At 72.0% G+C, this 16,945-nt stretch carries 13 protein-coding genes and 1 pseudogene; 11 read left to right on the top strand and 3 right to left on the bottom strand.

Annotated features, from left to right (window positions below):
* From KBA23_RS11425 to KBA23_RS11405, 5 genes and pseudogenes are all read left to right on the top strand, one after another.
* Positions 1 to 180, top strand: a pseudogene (locus KBA23_RS11425) (transcriptional regulator); the annotation flags it as partial.
* Positions 177 to 350: a heme exporter protein CcmD gene (ccmD, locus tag KBA23_RS11420; protein WP_290740949.1), complete on the top strand. Its 174-nt coding sequence runs from the start codon at positions 177 to 179 to the stop codon at positions 348 to 350. The pseudogene KBA23_RS11425 and the gene ccmD, both read left to right, overlap by 4 nt.
* Complete coding sequence (locus tag KBA23_RS11415; protein ID WP_290740947.1) at positions 340 to 882, top strand: DsbE family thiol:disulfide interchange protein; 543 nt, start codon at positions 340 to 342, stop codon at positions 880 to 882. Before ccmD ends, KBA23_RS11415 begins: the two co-directional genes overlap by 11 nt.
* Before the next feature lie 113 nt (positions 883 to 995).
* The gene (locus tag KBA23_RS11410; protein WP_290740945.1) at positions 996 to 1,493 is read left to right on the top strand and encodes a hypothetical protein; all 498 of its coding nucleotides are present in this window, start codon (positions 996 to 998) and stop codon (positions 1,491 to 1,493) included.
* 54 nt (positions 1,494 to 1,547) lie between these two features.
* Complete coding sequence (locus tag KBA23_RS11405) at positions 1,548 to 1,754, top strand: hypothetical protein (protein WP_290740943.1); 207 nt, start codon at positions 1,548 to 1,550, stop codon at positions 1,752 to 1,754.
* A 59-nt stretch (positions 1,755 to 1,813) separates the two neighbouring features.
* Here KBA23_RS11405 and KBA23_RS11400 read toward each other — a convergent pair whose 3' ends face one another.
* Together KBA23_RS11400 and KBA23_RS11395 are read right to left on the bottom strand one after the other, a co-directional pair.
* Positions 1,814 to 4,939, bottom strand: a complete 3,126-nt coding sequence (locus KBA23_RS11400; RefSeq protein WP_290740941.1) for an efflux RND transporter permease subunit — start codon at positions 4,937 to 4,939, stop codon at positions 1,814 to 1,816.
* The gene (locus KBA23_RS11395) at positions 4,936 to 6,096 is read right to left on the bottom strand and encodes an efflux RND transporter periplasmic adaptor subunit (RefSeq protein WP_290740939.1); all 1,161 of its coding nucleotides are present in this window, start codon (positions 6,094 to 6,096) and stop codon (positions 4,936 to 4,938) included. The genes KBA23_RS11400 and KBA23_RS11395 overlap by 4 nt, the downstream gene beginning before the upstream one ends.
* 774 nt (positions 6,097 to 6,870) lie before the next feature.
* Between KBA23_RS11395 and KBA23_RS11390 the strand changes: the two genes are divergently transcribed.
* The 6 genes from KBA23_RS11390 (at position 6,871) to mfd (ending at position 15,899) form a co-directional block, all read left to right on the top strand.
* Positions 6,871 to 7,866: an MDR family oxidoreductase gene (locus KBA23_RS11390; protein ID WP_290740937.1), complete on the top strand. Its 996-nt coding sequence runs from the start codon at positions 6,871 to 6,873 to the stop codon at positions 7,864 to 7,866.
* Positions 7,867 to 7,932: 66 nt separating this feature from the next.
* Positions 7,933 to 8,592: a paraquat-inducible protein A gene (locus tag KBA23_RS11385; protein ID WP_290740934.1), complete on the top strand. Its 660-nt coding sequence runs from the start codon at positions 7,933 to 7,935 to the stop codon at positions 8,590 to 8,592.
* Positions 8,559 to 9,203, top strand: a complete 645-nt coding sequence (locus KBA23_RS11380) for a paraquat-inducible protein A (RefSeq protein WP_290740931.1) — start codon at positions 8,559 to 8,561, stop codon at positions 9,201 to 9,203. Before KBA23_RS11385 ends, KBA23_RS11380 begins: the two co-directional genes overlap by 34 nt.
* Entirely contained in the window at positions 9,196 to 11,628 is a 2,433-nt protein-coding gene (locus KBA23_RS11375) for an MlaD family protein (protein ID WP_290740928.1), read from the top strand. The genes KBA23_RS11380 and KBA23_RS11375 overlap by 8 nt, the downstream gene beginning before the upstream one ends.
* 2 nt (positions 11,629 to 11,630) lie before the next feature.
* A complete protein-coding gene (locus tag KBA23_RS11370) occupies positions 11,631 to 12,200 on the top strand; it encodes a membrane integrity-associated transporter subunit PqiC (protein ID WP_290740925.1) in 570 nt (189 codons plus the stop codon).
* A 222-nt stretch (positions 12,201 to 12,422) separates the two neighbouring features.
* A complete protein-coding gene (gene mfd, locus KBA23_RS11365) occupies positions 12,423 to 15,899 on the top strand; it encodes a transcription-repair coupling factor (RefSeq protein ID WP_290740922.1) in 3,477 nt (1,158 codons plus the stop codon).
* 78 nt (positions 15,900 to 15,977) lie between these two features.
* On the opposite strand, the gene KBA23_RS11360 is transcribed toward mfd, so the two are convergent.
* Positions 15,978 to 16,945, bottom strand: a 968-nt coding sequence (locus tag KBA23_RS11360; RefSeq protein WP_290740919.1) for a calcium-binding protein, incomplete at its 5' end; no start/stop codon positions are given.

Here is a 16,945-nt window from a genome sequence, read left to right as displayed (position 1 = left end):
GGGCCGTCGCTCTCCATGGACGCGCGCGAGAACGTCGACGATGCGTTCTATTTCCCGCTCCTCGTCGCAATCGCGGGCTTCGTCCTGTTGTTCGTCGCGCTGACCCTGACGCGCACGCGGACGGAGATTCGAGCGCGGCGGCTCCGGGCGCTCGAGGCGCTCGAGGCGCGGGCGGCGTGATGTCCGGGCTCGGCGCCTACGCGGTTCCGGTTCTCGCCGCCTACGGCGTGACGATCGCGCTCCTTGGCGGGCTGGTGGCGGCGTCGCTGGCGCGGGCGGCGCGGGTGCGCCGCGCGCTCGGCGAGGCCGAGGCGGCGCGGGCGGCGGGGCGGGGCTCCGATGCGGCGTAGCTTCCTCCTCGCGCTGCCCCCGCTGCTCTTCCTCGCCTTCGCGGCGGTCGCCTTCGTCGCGCTGAAGAGCGGCGATCGGGACGAGCTGCCGAGCGCGCTGGCCGGTCGGCCGGCGCCGTCGCTGACCGCCGCCGGCGCGCTCGGCGACCGGCCGCGGCCCGACGATGCGGCGTTGCGCGCCGGCGAGGTGACGCTGGTGAACTTCTGGGCGAGCTGGTGCGGGCCGTGCCGGGTGGAGCATCCCGAGCTGAAGGCGCTGGCCGACGCCGGGGTGCGGGTCTTCGGCGTGAACTACAAGGACGACCCCGCCAACGCGGCCGCCTTCCTCGCCGAGCTCGGCGACCCCTACGCGGCGGTGGCGACCGACCCGACCGGGCGGATCGGGCTCGACTGGGGCATCTACGGCGTGCCGGAGACCTTCGTCCTCGCCGGCGACGGCACGATCCTCATGCGCTATCCCGGGCCGCTGACCCCCGAGATCGTGACGAAGCGCGTCGCGCCGCTCCTCGCCGGGTCAGGCGCCGGCGGCTGAGGCAGTCCCGATCGATCAAGGACGGCGTCAGTGCGAGGCGCCCGCTCGATCCTTTCTTGACCGATCAAACGTTCTTTCCCCTCCTTATTGGGGTTCCAGCGAGGGTTGGCGCGATGGCGGACTTTACCGATCTGTTCGGGCTGATCGACGACAAGCCGATCGACGTAGAAACGCGACGCGAGCTCCGGGCCATGCTGGTTGCGATCGGCAACGACCCCGTGCGGACCGTCGAGCTGGCACAGGCGATCAAGGATCGCAATGATGCGCTCGAAGCTGCCCGGGTATTGTTGCAGTGGATCGCGATCTTCAAGGCCGAAGGGGAGCAGCGTATCGAGGACTACGACGAGACAACCAAGGTCGTCGCCGCGTCGGCGATCGTGGTGGGCGGGGGCGCACCCTTCGGCGCCCTCGCGCTTGTGGCGACCCTCGGCTCGGGTGGCGTGGTGCTCGTGGCCATCGCGGGCATGGGCATCGTGGGCCTAGGTCTCAAGGGAATGCAGCGGATGCGCTATCTGAAGAATCTCGAGAGGGGCGGCACGAACGCCCTCGGCGCCCTCGAGTCGCAGCTGCGGTCCTGCGAAGGCGACATCATTCGACGGCAGGGAGGGTGACTTTCCGATTGGGCAGGCCTACATTGCGAGGTAGGTGTGACAGGAGGAGTGCTCGTGTTCGGACTGGAGATCCACTCCCTGCCGGCGGTCCTGATCCTGCTGGTAGTTCTCGGCTGGGTCGCCTATCTGGTTTGGCGAACGATCGACAGGCTGGTGGAGGTATCGCGTCGCGAGTTGGGACCGACGCCTGAGCCGGGCCATACGACAAAGTACGGCCTCAGAGAAGCAGAGCGCCGGCGGGCCGAACCGGTTGCGCGATAGGGCAGGGGTGCCGCTCGCTTCGTTCGAGCCGCAGATGGCCGGAGGAAGGTGAACGGAGTTCAGGCGGCTGAGGCGGCGGCGAGTTCGTCGGCGAGGCGGCGGGACTCGGCGGCGCGGGGCTTTGCGAGGCCGGCGAGGAGCAGGTAGGCGACGGGGGTGACGTAGAGCGTCGCCAGCGTCGCGACGCCGAGGCCGCCGACGATCATCCAGCCGAGCGCCTCGCGCGCCTCCGCCCCTGCGCCATGGGCGAAGATCAGCGGCACGCCGCCGAGCACGGTCGCGGCCATGGTCATCATCACCGGGCGGAGGCGGATCAGCGTGCCCTCCTCGATCGCCTCGCGCACGCTTCGCCCGGCGTCGCGGAGCTGGTCGGCGAACTCGACGATCAGGATGCCGTTCTTCGCCATCACCCCGGCCAGGAGCACGATGCCGATCTGGCTGTAGAGGTTGAGGCTCGTCCCGGTCATCAGCAGCGCGAACACCGCGCAGGCGAGCCCGAGCGGCACGGTCGCCATCACGATCAGGGCGCTGACGAAGCTCTCGAACTGGGCGGCGAGCACCAGGAAGACGACGAGGATCGCCGCGCCGAAGGTGATCAGGAGCGAGGCGTTCGTCTCGGCGAGGGTCGCGGCCTCGGCGAGCGGCACGATGCGCGTCCCCTCCGGCAGGACCTCGGCGGCCAGCGCCTCGGCGCGATGCAGCGCGTCGCCGAGCGCCACGCCGGGCCGCAGCGTCGCCGTGACCGAGACGGCGCGCTGTTGCTGCTCGCGGCCGAGTTCGGGCGGCACGGCGCGCTCCTCGAGCGAGACGATGGTGGAGATCGGCACCATCGCGCCCGAGGCGGTGCGCACGAAGATGTTCTCGAGGTCCGAGGGGTCGTTGACCGGCGTCGAGGTCGAGACCATGCGGACGTCGTAGCTCGCGTCGTCGATGAAGGCGGTGGCGACCTTCGCGCCGTCGAGCATGCCCTGGAGCGCCTGCCCGAGGCCGTCGATCTCGATCCCGAGGTCGGAGGCGCGGCGGCGGTCGACCTCGACGAAGAGCTGCGGCTGGTTCGGCTCGTAGCTGACCGTCACTTCGTCGAAGGCGCCCGCCTCGGCCCGCATCCGTTCGGCGAGCGTCTCGGCCTGCGCCGCGATCGCGGCGTAGTTCGCGCCGAGCACCGCGAATTGCAGACCGCGCCCGGCGCCGCGGATGCCGAGCGAGTTCGGCTGGATCGCAAAGGCCTGGATGCCGACGACCCGGCGCAGCGCCGCGTTCACGTCGACGACGATCTCGGCCTGGCTGCGGGCGCGGTCGGCCCAGTCGGCCAGCGTCAGCACGATGAAGCCGCGGTTCGGCTGGTCGCCGACGCCGGCGATGAGAAAGACGTTGGTGATCTCGCCCGACGCGCGCAGCGGCGCGAGCAGGTTCTCGACCTCCGCCATCCTGGCGGTGGTGTAGTCGAGCGAGACGCCTTGCGGCGCCCGGACCGAGGCGAGCGCCATGGCCCGGTCCTCGGGCGGGGTCAGCTCGCGCTTGACGCCGCCGAAGGCGAACCAGGCGGTCGCGGCGAGCATCACGCAGGTCGCGACGACGACGAGCGGCGCGTCGAGCGCCCGGTGCAGGCTGCGGCGGTAGGCCGTGGCGAGCGCGGCGCCGAGCGCGGCGATCAGGCCGCGCTTCGGCGCGACGTCGGCCGGGCGCAGGAAGCGCGCCGCCATCACCGGGCAGAGCGTCAGCGCCACCACGGCCGAGAGCGTGACCGAAATGGCGAGCGTGAAGCCGAACTCGCGGAAGAGCCCGCCCGCCTGCCCGGGCAGGAACGAGATCGGCACGAACACCGCGGCGAGCGTCGCCGTCGTGGCGATGACGGCGAAGAACACCTGGCGCGTGCCGATCACCGCGGCGGCGCGCGGCCCCATGCCCTCGGCGCGGCGTCGCACGATGTTCTCGACCACAACGATGGCGTCGTCGACGACGAGGCCGGTGGCGAGCACCAGCGCCAGAAGCGTCAGGATGTTGACCGAGAAGCCGGCGAGGTAGATCGCCGCCAGGGTTCCGATCAGCGCCACCGGGATCGAGACGGCGGGGATCAGCGTGGCGCGCCAGTCGCGCAGGAACAGGTAGATCACCGCGATCACGATCGTCACCGCGAAGAACAGCGCCAGCGCCACCTCGCGGATCGCGCCGGTGATGAAGGCCGCCTCGTCGGAGGTGACGAACACCCTGACGTCTTCGGGAAGGATGCCGTTCAGCTCGTCGACGGCGCGGCGGACCCCGGCGGAGATGTCGAGCGTGTTCGACTGCGCCTGCCGCACGATCCCGAGGCCGATCCCGGTCTCGCTGTTGGCGCGCAGCACCGAGGCGCCCGGGTCCGGGCCGAGCGTGACGCTCGCCACGTCGCCGATGGCGACGCCGTCGCCGAGCATGATCGCCTCGAATTCCTCGGGCGTCGCCACGGCGGCGGTGGCGCGCACCACGATGCTCTGGTCGCGGCTGGAGATCTCGCCCGCGGGCGAGTCGAAGGCGGCGTTGGCGAGCGCGGCGCGCAGCTCGGCCAGCGTCAGGCCGCGGCTCGCCATCTGGCGCTGGTCGATGTCGACGCGGAACTGCAACTCGCGCGCGCCGTTCACCTGCACGTCGGCGACGCCGGGCACCGCGATCAGGCGGTCCTCGACCTCGTTCTCCACCATCTCGGTCAGCTCGGCGACGCTGCGCGTCGGCGAGGTGACGCCGATGCGCATCACCGCGTCGGCGTTGTCGTCGGCCTTGACGATGCGCGGATCCTCCGCGTCGTCGGGCAGCGAGTTGCGGATACGGGCGACGGCGTCGCGCGCGTCGGTCGCGGCGACGTCGAGGTCCACGGCGTCGCCGAACTCGGCAGTGACGCGGCTGCGGCCGAAGCGCGAGGTCGAGGAAATCGCCTTCACCCCCTGGACGCGACCGATCGCGCCCTCGATCGGAGCGGTGATCTCGCGGTCGATCGTCTCGGGCGAGGCGCCGTCGAACCGGGTGGTCACGGTCAGCACCGGCCGGTCGACGTCCGGCAGCTCGCGCACCTCGACGCCGAGCAGGCTCGCGAGTCCGGCGATCACGATAAGCGCGGAGAGCACGAAGGCGAGGATCGGCCGACGCACGAAAAGCGCGACGCCGCCTCCCGCCCGGGCGGCCGAGACAGGCGCCGGATCGCGGCCCGCGCTCATCCGCCCGACCCCGCGCTTGCGGGCGTGTCGCGGGCGGGCGTGGGATCGGGGTCGCCGAGGAAGCGCAGTTCGCCCCCCTCGCGCAGGCGCTGAACCCCGTCTGTGACCACCCGGTCGCCGGGGAGGAACGCGGCGGCGACGAGCGCGGTCTGGCCGCTGCGCTGCACGACGCGCACCGGCACCCGCGTCGCCCGGCCGTCGCGGCCGACCCAGACGAAGGCGCCGTCGCCGTCCCACTGCACCGCGAGCGCGTCCACCTCCGGATATGGGTCGCCGCGCAGGCGGATGTCGATGGAGAAGGCCATGCCCGAGCGCAGCCGGTCGTCGTCGTTCGGCAGCGCCGCCTGGACGAGCAGCGTCCGGCTCGTCGCGTCGATGCGGTTGTCGAGCGCCGTCACCCGGCCCTCCAGCACGAGATCGGGGCGGGCGAGGGGCGTCGCAGCCACCGGCGCGCCGACGTCGAGAAGCCCCACCACCCGCTCGGGGACGCGGAACTCGACGAGGACGCTCGAGCGGTCCTCGATGGTGGCGATCTCGTCGGTCGTTCCGACCTGCGCGCCGACCTGCAACGGCAGCAGGCCGACGATGCCGCCGATCGGGGCGAGGATGGCGCGGCGGTCGAGCGCCACGGCGGCGTCGCGGCGCTCCAGCCTGGCGCGCTCCAGCCCCAGCCGCGCCTCGCTCTCCTGCACGTCGGTCGCCGCGCCGTTCCGGCGCAGCCGTTCCACCCGGGCGTAGGTCGCTTCCGCGTCGGCCTCGACGAGGCGGGCGCGCTCGAGGGCGATCTCCTCGATGTCGCTGTCGAGCCGCGCGATCACGTCGCCCGGCGCCACCATGGCCCCCGCCTCGACCTCGACCGCGACAAGCCGGCCGGAGTCGAGGGGCTTCACCGCGACCGAGCGCAGCGCGCGGCCATCGCCGATGGCCGAGACGCGGGAATTGGCGCGGCCCTCCCGCACCGGCGCGCCGGCGACCACCGTCGGGCCGCCGAGGCCGCCGAAACCGCCCTGGCCGCCTTCGGGTCCGGGCGCGGCGGCGCGGGTCGGGACGCCGAGCCGGCCGAGGAACGTTGCCGCGCCGGGCATCCAGTAGGCCCAGCCGGCCACGGCGGCCGCGACGACGGCCAGCGCGAGCGCGAGCTGTTTCCACAGGGCCATGCCGTCTCCGTTCCGGCCGCAGGGGCCAATCAGCCGAGTTTACCCGGCAGGCACGAAAAGGGAACCGACCCCCATGATCCCGTCAGGGTGATTCAAACGACCGCAGGCGGTTCGGGATGACAACCTTAGCGAAGTGGCTTCCGTCGGGTAGCCACCAGGATGGAGGTGACTTGCGATGGGACGCAGCTTGTGGGAGGCGCTCGGCGAGATCGAAGACCAGCGGGGGCGTAATACCGGCGAGTCTACCAGGCCACCCGGCGCAACACGGGCTAACACGCGTGATAGGTAGGGTAACTACCTGAGTACACACGATAAAAGTGTTAAGGCTCAAAAAGGTCCGCGAGTCGTTTCATGAGCCCGCCGCTATAAGCTCGACTTTGCGGGCAGTTAAAGGCGATCCTCGACCTCGTCGCCGAGACCACCACCGAGGGCGACCTTCGTCGCGCCCGGCGACCGGATCGCCACCTTCGACCAGGACGGGACGATCTGGGTCGAGCAGCCGCTCTCGCCTATGGCCCGGCGAACGGCCTGCCGGACAGTCAAATCGGCACGTTCAGCCAGTCCCTGATGGATGAGGCCGAGGCCCGGGGCTGGACCGTGATCAGCATGAAGGAGGACTGGAAGGCCATCTTCGCCGAGGGGGTCGACCCTGCGCGATAGCGGGGCCGAAGCCGCCCTGCGCCGCCGCGGCGGCTTTCGCGCGCCGACGAAAGCCCCTAAATGGCGGTGATGCCCGTGCCGCCCGCCGCCGGGAAACGAGACGGGAGGAGAACCATGACCGAGACGTTTCGCGCCCTGACGATTGTCGACCGCGACGGCAAGCCGAAGGCGGAGTTCGCCGAGCTGACGCTCGCCGACCTGCCCGACCACGACGTGCTGGTCGAAATTTCGCACTCCACCCTGAATTACAAGGATGGGCTCGCCGTCACCGGCAAGGGCCGGATCGCGCGCCGCCTGCCGATGGTGGCGGGTATCGACCTTGCGGGCGTGGTGGTCGAGAGCCGGTCGCCGGCGTGGCGTCCGGGCGACCGGGTGATCGTCAACGGCTGGGGTCTCTCGGAGACCGAATGGGGCGGCTATTCGCGCTTCCAGCGGCTGAAGCCGGAATGGCTGACCCGGATCCCGGAGGGCTTCACGCCCGAGCAGGCCATGGCCGTCGGCAGCGCGGGCTACACCGCGGCGCTTTGCGTGAACGCGCTGGAGGACTGGGGCGTCATCGCGCCCGGCGGGGCCGAGGTGCTGGTGACGGGGGCCGCCGGCGGCGTCGGCTCGACCGCCATCAGCCTGCTGGCGGCAGCCGGCTACCGGGTGACGGCGGCCACCGGGCGCCCGGAGACGCAGGACTACCTCGCCGCGCTCGGCGCGACCGGCTTCGTGGCGCGCGAGGCGCTCGCAGAGAAGGGCGCGCCGTTGCAGAAGGAGCGCTGGGGCGGCGCGGTCGATTCGGTCGGCTCGACGACGCTCGCCAACGTGCTGGCGCAGACGGTCTATGGCGGCGCGGTGGCGGCCTGCGGGCTCGCCGGGGGGATGGACTTGCCCGCGACCGTGGCGCCGCACATCCTGCGCGGCGTGGCGCTGCTCGGCGTCGACAGCGTGATGGCTCCTCAGGCGAAGCGCGACCGCGCCTGGGCGACGCTTGCCGCCCGCCTCGACAAGGCGCATCTCGCCCGCATCGCCCGGGTCGAGCCGATGTCCGCGCTCCCCGACCTCGCCGCCGAGATCGTGGCGGGGCGCATCCGGGGCCGGGTGGTGATCGCGATCGACGGCTGACGCCGCGCGGGCGCGCGCCGCGTCGTCGCGTCTTCCCCGCGCCGTGGAAAGGCCCTACACGGGCGCATGGTCGCCACCTCTCCCCCCGGGACGCTTCCGACGCCTGCCCGAGACGGCGAGGGGCTGACCGCCTGTCCCTATTGCGACGCGCTGAACCGCGAGGTCGAGCCGCCGATCGGCGGGCGGGTGCGCTGCGGGCGCTGTGGCGAGGTCATGATGACCAACCGCCCGCATGCGCTCGACCGGACGCTGGCCGCCGCCTTCGCCGTGGTCGTGCTGATGGTCGGGGCGGTGATGTTTCCCTTCCTCGAGCTGCACACCTTCGGCCTGACCCGCAAGGCCTCGGTGCTCGACGCGGCGCTGGCGTTCTCCGACGGGCTCACCATGCCGCTCGCGGTCGCGGTCGGGATGCTGATCGTCGTCATCCCCTTGATGCGCGCCTTCGCGCTCGCCTATGTTATCCTGCCGGTCCGGCTCGGGCGCCCGCCCGCGCCGGGCGCTCACGAGGCCTTCCGCCTGGCGGGGGCGCTCCGGCCGTGGTCGATGGCGGAGGTCTTCATCATCGGGGTGGTCGTCGCGCTGGTGAAGGTCGCGGGCATGGCCTCGGTGTCGCTCGGGCCGGCCTTCTGGGCGATGGCGTGCATGGTCCTCCTCGTGGTGCTCGAGGCGACGAGCCTCGACGACTGGTCGATATGGCGCAGGCTGGACCGCACGGCCCCGCGCTGACCGCCCGCGCGGCGGGGCTGGTGGGCTGCCGCGCCTGCGGCAGGGTCTCTCCTGCCGGAGAAGCCCGTTGCCCGCGCTGCCACGCACACCTGCACAGCCGCGAGCCCGCGTCGTTGCAACGGGTCTGGGCGTGGCTTTTCGTCGGCGTGATGGCCTACATCCCGGCCAACCTGCTGCCGATGATGATCACCACCATCACCGGCCGGAAGCTCTCCTCGACCATCGTCGGCGGCGTGATCGATCTCACGCACCATGGCGCCTACCTGATCGCCGGGGTGGTCTTTCTGGCCAGCGTGGTCATCCCGATCTCGAAGATCCTGACGATCGCGGTCCTCGCGCTCTCGATTCAGCGCAGCCTGCCGATCTCGGTCCATGCGCGCATGAAGCTCTACGAGGCGGTGGAGTTCATCGGGCGCTGGTCGATGGTCGACGTCTTCGTCGTGGCCATCCTGACGGCGCTGATCCAGATGGGTTTCTTCGCCTCGATCCACCCGGGGCCGGCCGCCGTCTTCTTCGCGCTTTCGGTCGCCTTTACCATGGTCTCGGCGCAGTCTATGGACCCGAGGCTGATCTGGGACAGCGCCGACGGAAGCAAGGGCAGGAATGACTGACGCGCAGGAGCCTCTGATCGAGGAGCCGAAGACCGAACCGCGCTCGCGCCGGATCTCGGCCGTCTGGCTCGTTCCGCTCATTGCGCTCGCCATCTCGCTCTTCGTGGCCTGGCAGAGCTATTCCGCGCGCGGACCCGCCATCGAGATTATCCTCGACAGCGCCGCCGGCATCGAGGCCGGCAAGACCACGGTCCGCTTCCGCGACGTCAACATCGGGGTCGTCGAGACCATCGCCTTCACGCCCGACCTCAGGAACGTGGTCGCCACGGCGCGAATGGAAAAGTCGATGGCGCAGTATCTCGACTCGAACGCCGAGTTCTGGGTCGTCCGGCCGCAGGTCTCCGCCCAGGGCGTGACCGGGATCGAGACGGTGCTCTCGGGCGTCTACATCGAGGCGTTCTGGAGCGGCGAGGCGGGCACGCCGGCCGACCGCTTCACCGCGCTGCCGCAGCCGCCGCTGACCCGCGCCGACCAGCCGGGCCTGCGCGTGCGCCTGCGCGCTCCGAACGGGGGCTCGATCGCCGCGGGCGCGCCGATCCTCTACAAGCGGATCCCGGTCGGCCGGGTCGAGAAGGTCGAGCTGACCGACCAGGGCGACGTCTTTGTCGACCTCTTCGTCAATGCGCCCTACGACGCGTTCCTGACCGAGGGGGCGCGGTTCTGGAACGCCTCGGGCTTTTCGCTCAACCTCGGCGCCGGGGGGGCGACGATCAGCGTCGAGAGCCTCGCCGCGCTGGTGCGCGGCGGCGTCGGCTTCGCCCAGATCGGCGCCCGGGGCGCGCGGGTCGAGGCGGGGCACGTCTACGAGCTCTACGCCTCCGAATCGGCGGCGCGGCAGAACGCCATCGAGGACCTGCCCGGCGAGCGGGTCAGCCTCGACGCCTTTTTCGATTCGAGCGTCAGCGGGCTGGAGCCGGGGGCGAAGGTCGCGTTCCGCGGCGTGACCGTCGGCGAGGTGACGGCCTTCCAGCCGGTGGTGGGCCGCGAGGACGGCGAGACGACGCTCCGGATGCGGGTCACGCTGGCGGTCGTCCCCCAACGCATGGGCGTGACCGCCGAGCCCGGCGCTATCCCCGAGGCCGGGCTGAACCTTCTCTCGGACCTCGTGGCGCAGGGTCTGCGGGCGCAGCTCGCGAGCGCGGGGCTGCTCGGGCAGTCGCTCTACGTCAACCTCGCCGAGCTTCCCGACGCGGCGCCGGCGACGCTCGACCGCGACGCGCTGCCGTTGCCGGTGATCCCCTCGGCGCCGGCCGAGACCTCCGGACTCGCCGCCTCGGCCGAGGGCGTGATGAACCGCCTCGCGGCGCTGCCGCTCGAGGATCTGGTGCGGACGTTCACGACGCTCCTTGCCAACGTCAACGCGGTGGTCGCCGATCCGAACGTCCGCACCGCGCCCGCGAACATCGGCGCGCTGATCGCCGACATCCGCGAGGTGGTGGAAACCAGCGGCATCAAGGAGACCCCGGCGCAGATCGCCCAGACGCTCGCCTCCATCCGCGAGGTGGTGGGCGAGGTCGAGACGCAGGAGTTGGTGACGGCGCTGACCGAGACGATCGAGACGACGCGGACGACGATCGAGAAGTTCGGCGTCGCCGCCGACGGCGTGCCGGCGCTGATGGCGAGCGTGGGCGGGGCCGCCGACGAGGCGCGCGCGCTGCCGCTCGACGAGTTCATGGCCTCGGCGACCCGGACGGTGGACGGCATCGACGCGCTGGTCCGCAGCGAGAAGGTCGCGGCCATCCCCGGTTCGGTCGACGATGCGCTCGCCGAGATCCGCGGGCTGATCGCCGAGCTGCGCGCCGGCGGAACGGTGGAGAACGTCAACGCCACCGTGGCCTCGCTGCGTCAGCTGACGGACGAGCTGCGCGCCGCCAATCTCGGGGTTGAGATCGCCAAGGCGGTCGCCTCGGCCGAGCGCGCCGCGGCCAACGTCGACACCGCGACGCAGAAGATGCCCGAGGTGATCGAGAACCTGCGCGCACTCTCGGCCCGGGTCGAGCAGCTGCCGCTGGACGAGTTGGTGACGCAGGCGACGCGGACCCTCGACACCACCGAGACGCTCCTCGCCTCGGACGGCATGAAGCAGGTCCCGACCGAGCTGTCGCAGTCGCTCGCCCAGGTGCGCGGGCTCGTGACCGAGCTGCGCGAGGGCGGCGCGGTGACGAACGTCAACAACGCGCTGGCCGCCGCCGACGAGGCGGCCGCCGCCATCACCGCGGCGGCGGCGCAGTTGCCGGCGCTGATCGAGCGCATCGACCGGCTGGCCGCGACCGCGGACCGGACCGTCGCCGGCTTCGCGCCCGGTTCGGAGCTGACCCGCGAGACCCAGGCGCTGCTGCGCGACCTGCGCAACGCGGCGCAGTCGGTCAACGCCCTGGTGCTGGCGCTCGAGCGCAAGCCGAACTCGGTCCTCTTCGGGAGATGACGATGCGCCGCGCCCTTCTTCTCCTTCTCGCGGCGCTCGGGCTCGCAGCCTGCGCCGGCAAGCCGGACTACTACCTGACGCCGCCGGCGGTCGGGGCCGACCGGCAGGCTTCGGCCGGCAGCGTCGCCGTCGCGGACATGAGCCTTCCGGCCTATGCGGAGACGGTCGAGATCGCGGTCCTGAACGAGACCGGGGCGGTGACGCTCAGCAAGAACGCGCTCTGGGCGGACACGCCGCGGCGGGCGCTGACGCGCCATCTCGTCGCGGCGCTCCAGTCCCGCATCGCCGCGCAGGTGGCGACCGAGCCGTGGCCGGCCTACGAGTCGCCCGACCTGCGGGTGGAGGTCTTCGTCGACCGGATGATCGGCGCGCCGGAGGGACCGTTCCAGTTCTCGGGCCAGTACGTGATCGTGTCGAACCTGTCCGGGCGGGTGATCTCGTCGGACCGCTTCGCCATCTCGCTGCCCGCGCAGGGGTCGGGGTATCAGGGGCTGATCGACGCGCATGCCCGCGCCGTGGAGGCGCTCGCCGATCAGATCGCCGCCCGTCTCGCCCGCGGCGGCCGGTCCTGACGCCGGTCCTGACGCCGCGCCGGGGGACCGGCCCCGGAGCGTTTCGGCCGGTCGCCGACGGCCTCGCGGCCGCCGCCGCCCGGCCGACCCGGCGCCGCGTCGGCGTCGCGCCCGTGGCGGCGTCGCGTCCGCGGCGCGCTCAGAGGTCGCGCCGGTGGCGTCGTCTCGGGCCCCGGTCGTCGGCGCTTGCAGGCGGGCGGGGGCTGCGCTAGGTCGCCCGCCATGAACGGGCCCGCTCCACTCCGGCCCGGAAGGCTCCTCGTCGGCGGATGTCCCGAGGGCTTCGACGGGCGTTACCTCGCGAGGACCATCGACCGCGCCGGCGGGCCGGTGATCCATGTCGCGCGCGACGACGCGCGGCTCGCCGCCATGCGCGCGGCGCTGCGCTTTTTCGCGCCCGAGCTTCCGGCTCTGACCTTTCCGGCCTGGGACTGCCTGCCCTATGACCGGGTCTCGCCCAACCCCGACGTCGCGGCGCGGCGGATGGCGACGCTGGCGACGCTGGCCCGCGGCTTCGACCGGCCGGCGGCGCTGCTGACCACGGTCAACGCCCTGACCCAGCGCACCCCGAAGCCGGAGACGGTGGCGGGCTCGGCTTTCACGGCGAGCGTCGGGCATCGGCTCGATCTCGGGGCCCTGCGGGACTATCTCGCCCGGATGGGGTTTCACCAGGCCCCGACGGTGACCGAGCCGGGCGAGTTCGCGGTGCGCGGCGGCATCGTCGACCTCTATCCGCCGGGGACTGGCGGGCCGGTGCGGCTCGATCTCTTCGGCGACGTTCTGGAGAGCGCGCGCCGCTTCGACGCAGAGACGCAGCGGACGACGGCGAGCCTGAAGCGGGTCGAGTTGGCGCCGGTCTCGGAGGTCGTGCTCGACGACGCCTCGATCCAGCGCTTCCGCACGCGCTATCGCGCCATGTTCGGGGCGGCGGGCAACGACGATCCGCTCTACGAGGCGGTGAGCGCGGGGCGCAGGCACCAGGGCTACGAGCACTGGCTGCCGTTGTTCCATGACGGGCTGGGGACGCTGCTCGACTATCTGCCCGGCGCGCCGGTCGTGCTCGACGAGACCTTTGACGCTGCGCATTCGGCGCGCTGGGCGGCGCTCGGCGAGCAGTACGCGGCGCGCGCCGTGGCGCTGGCGGCGAAGTCGAAGCTCGGGACGGTCTACAAGCCCGTGCCCCCGGGCGAGCTCTATCTCGATCCCGAGGCGCTGGAGGCGGCGCTGGACGGGCGCTCGGTGCAGCGGCTCGCCGCCCTGCCGCAGCCGCTCGGGCCCGGGGTCATCGACGCGGGCGGGCGGCTCGGGCGCAGTTTCGCGCCGGAGCGGCAGCAGGAGGGGGTGGACCTCTTCGATGCGCTGGCGGGCCATGTGAAGGCGCGGCGGCGCGCGGGCGATGTGGTGGTCGCGTCCTATTCGCCCGGCTCGCGCGAGCGGCTGGCGGGGCTTCTTGCCGACAGCCGGGTCGAGGGGGCAAGGGAGATCGCGCGGGCGGGCGACCTCGCGGGCGGCGGCGGACTCGGCCTCGCGGTCTGGCCGCTCGAGCGCGGCTTCGAGGCCGAGGGGCTGACGGTCATCGCCGAGCAGGACGTGCTCGGCGACCGGCTGATCCGCGCGCCGCGCCGGCGGCGGCGGGCGGAGAATTTTCTCGTCGAGGCGGCGGGCCTCGGCGCGGGCGAACTGGTCGTGCATGTCGACCATGGCGTCGGCCGCTATCAGGGGCTCGAGACCGTCACCGCGATGGGGGCGCCGCACGAGTGCCTGCGCATCGAGTACGCCGGCGGCGACAAGCTGTATCTGCCGGTGGAGAACGTCGAGCTGCTCAGCCGCTACGGCCACGAGGAGGGCCTCCTCGACAGGCTGGGCGGCGGGGCGTGGCAGGCGAAGAAGGCGCGGCTGAAGGCGCGCATCCGCGACATGGCGGAGCGGCTGATCCGGGTCGCCGCCGAGCGGGCGCTGCGCAAGGGCGCTGTCCTGACGCCGCCCGAGCATCACGTCTGGGATGAGTTCTGCGCCCGCTTCCCCTATGCCGAGACCGACGACCAGCTCGCCGCCATCGCCGATGTGCTCGGCGACATGGAGAGCGGCCAGCCGATGGACCGGCTGATCTGCGGCGACGTCGGCTTCGGCAAGACCGAGGTGGCGCTGCGCGCCGCCTTCGTCGCGGCGATGTCGGGGGTGCAGGTCGCGGTGATCGCGCCGACGACGCTGCTGGCGCGGCAGCACTACAAGAGCTTCTCCGAACGGTTCCGCGGCCTGCCGGTCCGGGTGCGGCAGCTCTCGCGCTTCGTCCCGGCGAAGGAGGCGACGGAGACGCGCGACGACCTCGCCCGCGGCAAGGTCGAGATCGTCATCGGCACCCACGCGCTCCTCGCCAAGGGGGTGCGCTTCGCCAGTCTCGGGCTCTTGATCATCGACGAGGAGCAGCACTTCGGCGTCGCCCACAAGGAGCGGCTGAAGGCCCTGCGCTCGGACGTCCACGTGCTGACGCTGACCGCGACGCCGATCCCGCGCACCTTGCAGATGGCTCTGTCCGGGGTGCGGGAGCTGTCGCTGATCGCGACGCCGCCCGTCGACCGGCTGGCGATCCGCACCTATGTGAGCGAGTTCGACCCGGTGACGGTGCGCGAGGCGCTGCTGCGCGAGCGGTTCCGGGGCGGGCAGGCGTTCTATGTCGTGCCGCGCATCTCCGATCTCGCCGACGTGGAGGCGTTCCTGAAGGAGCACGTGCCGGAAGCGACGTTCGTCATCGCCCACGGGCAGATGGCGGCGACCGATCTCGACGAGCGGATGAACGCCTTCTACGACGGCAAGTACGACGTTCTGGTCTCGACGACCATCGTCGAGTCCGGTCTCGACATCCCCGCCGCCAACACGCTGATCGTGGAGCGCGCGGACATGTTCGGCCTGGCGCAACTCTACCAGATCCGCGGCCGGGTGGGGCGCTCGAAGCTGCGGGCCTATGCGTTCTTCATGACCGAGCCGCGCAAGAAGCTGACGCCGCAGGCGGAGAAGCGGCTGCGCGTGCTCGGGGCGCTCGACAGCCTCGGGGCGGGGTTCACGCTGGCGAGCCAGGACCTCGACATCCGCGGCGCCGGCAACCTCCTCGGCGAGGAGCAGTCGGGGCAGGTGCGCGAGGTCGGCTTCGAGCTTTACCAGGAGATGCTGGAGGAGGCGATCGCCAAGCTGCGCTCGGGCGAGGTCGAGATGGCCGACGAGGGCGAGTGGTCGCCGCAGATCAATCTCGGCGTGCCGGTGCTGATCCCCGAGGCCTACGTGCCCGACCTCGACGTGCGGCTGGGGCTTTACCGGCGGCTGTCCTCGCTGGAGCGGAAGGTCGAGATGGAGGGGTTCGCGGCCGAGCTGATCGACCGTTTCGGGCCGCTGCCGGCGGAGGTCGACACGCTGATGACCGTCGTCCGCATCAAGGCGCTGTGCAAGCGGGCGGGGATCGCGAGGCTCGACGGTGGGCCGAAGGGCGCGACCGTGGTCTTCCACGGCGACAGGTATGCCAATCCGGCCGGGCTGGTGCAGTTCCTGCACGACCAGAAGGGAACGGCGAAGATCAAGGACAACCGCATCGTCCTGCGCCGCGACTGGGCCGACGAACGCGCCCGGCTGGTCGGCGCCTTCGGCATCGCGCGCGACCTGGCGCAACTCGCGAAGCCGGCCGCGCCCGCGACGAAGGCGAGCGCCTGACCGGCCCCGCGGGCGGGGGCGGCACGACAGGGACGGGGCACGACAGGGACCGGGCTTGCGGTCGGCCCCGCGCCGGCGTCAGAGGATGAAGTCCGAGACGGTCAGCGTATAGAGCCCGTCGAGGCGGATCTGCATCTCCGGGGCGTCCCAACCGTTCGTCGTGTTGTCGGAGATGTTGATGTCGATCAGCGTGTCGCCGCCGGTCTGGCGCCAGCTGATCGTGCCGGCGGTGAAGTCGGAGGAGACCTCCGGGTTCGAGTTGCCGATGAACCGGGTGAAGCTCTGGAAGCCGCCCACATGGGCGTTGGCGTCGATGCCGCGCAGGTCGATGCGGTCGAGACCCTTCTGGAAGTCCATGATCCAGTCGTGGTTTGCCGCGCCGCCGGCGCTGTCGCTGGCGAGGCCGAAGCGGAAGGTGTCGACGCCGCTGCCGCCCGAGAGCCGGTCGGCGCCGGCGCCGCCCATGACCACGTCGTTCCCGCCGCCGGCGCTGATCACGTCGGCGCCGCCGTTGCCGAAGATCGTGTTGGCGAGCGCGTTGCCGGTCAGGGTGTCGTCGTGGGCCGAGCCGTAGAGATGCTCGAAGCCGGTGATGCTATCGCCCTGGGCCCAGCCGCCGGAGGTCGCGCCGGTGGCGAGGCTGACGCTCACGCCGGCCGTCGAGGAGCCGTAGGAGATGCTGTCCTCGCCGAGGCCGCCGACGAGCCGGTTCCCGCCCGGGCCCGACCAGACCCAGTCGTCGCCGGCGCCGGCGTCGACCTCGGTCGTGGCGCCCGCGACGATCTGGTCGTTGTAGCTGGAGCCGACGATCCTTTCGATACCGGCGAGCGTGTCGGTCTCGGTCTCGGTCACGGCCGCGATCACGCTGGAGGCCGTGCCCGTGGTCATGTTCACCGTCACGGCCGCGCCGTGGCCAATGTAGCTCGCGGTGTCGAAGCCGCCGCCGCCATCGAGGACGTCGGAGCCGCGGCCGCCGAGCAGCGTGTCGTTCCCTGCGCCGGCCTGGAGCGTGTCCCGCCCGTCGCCGCCGTCGAGATGGTCGTCGC

This window comes from Amaricoccus sp. (assembly GCF_017995835.1).
Taxonomy (GTDB): Bacteria; Pseudomonadota; Alphaproteobacteria; order Rhodobacterales; family Rhodobacteraceae; genus Amaricoccus.
Note: the sequence above shows the minus strand (reverse complement) of the source record. Positions and strands in the feature narration are given on the sequence as shown.

Coding starts and splice junctions, on each gene's coding strand:
- KBA23_RS11375 (WP_290740928.1), top strand. CDS start 9,196: ATGACTGACGCGCAGGAGCCTCTGATCGAGGAGCCGAAGACCGAACCG.
- KBA23_RS11395 (WP_290740939.1), bottom strand. CDS start 6,096: ATGGCCCTGTGGAAACAGCTCGCGCTCGCGCTGGCCGTCGTCGCGGCC.
- mfd (WP_290740922.1), top strand. CDS start 12,423: ATGAACGGGCCCGCTCCACTCCGGCCCGGAAGGCTCCTCGTCGGCGGA.
- KBA23_RS11370 (WP_290740925.1), top strand. CDS start 11,631: ATGCGCCGCGCCCTTCTTCTCCTTCTCGCGGCGCTCGGGCTCGCAGCC.
- KBA23_RS11410 (WP_290740945.1), top strand. CDS start 996: ATGGCGGACTTTACCGATCTGTTCGGGCTGATCGACGACAAGCCGATC.
- KBA23_RS11415 (WP_290740947.1), top strand. CDS start 340: ATGCGGCGTAGCTTCCTCCTCGCGCTGCCCCCGCTGCTCTTCCTCGCC.
- KBA23_RS11400 (WP_290740941.1), bottom strand. CDS start 4,939: ATGAGCGCGGGCCGCGATCCGGCGCCTGTCTCGGCCGCCCGGGCGGGA.
- KBA23_RS11390 (WP_290740937.1), top strand. CDS start 6,871: ATGACCGAGACGTTTCGCGCCCTGACGATTGTCGACCGCGACGGCAAG.
- KBA23_RS11385 (WP_290740934.1), top strand. CDS start 7,933: ATGGTCGCCACCTCTCCCCCCGGGACGCTTCCGACGCCTGCCCGAGAC.
- KBA23_RS11380 (WP_290740931.1), top strand. CDS start 8,559: ATGGCGCAGGCTGGACCGCACGGCCCCGCGCTGACCGCCCGCGCGGCG.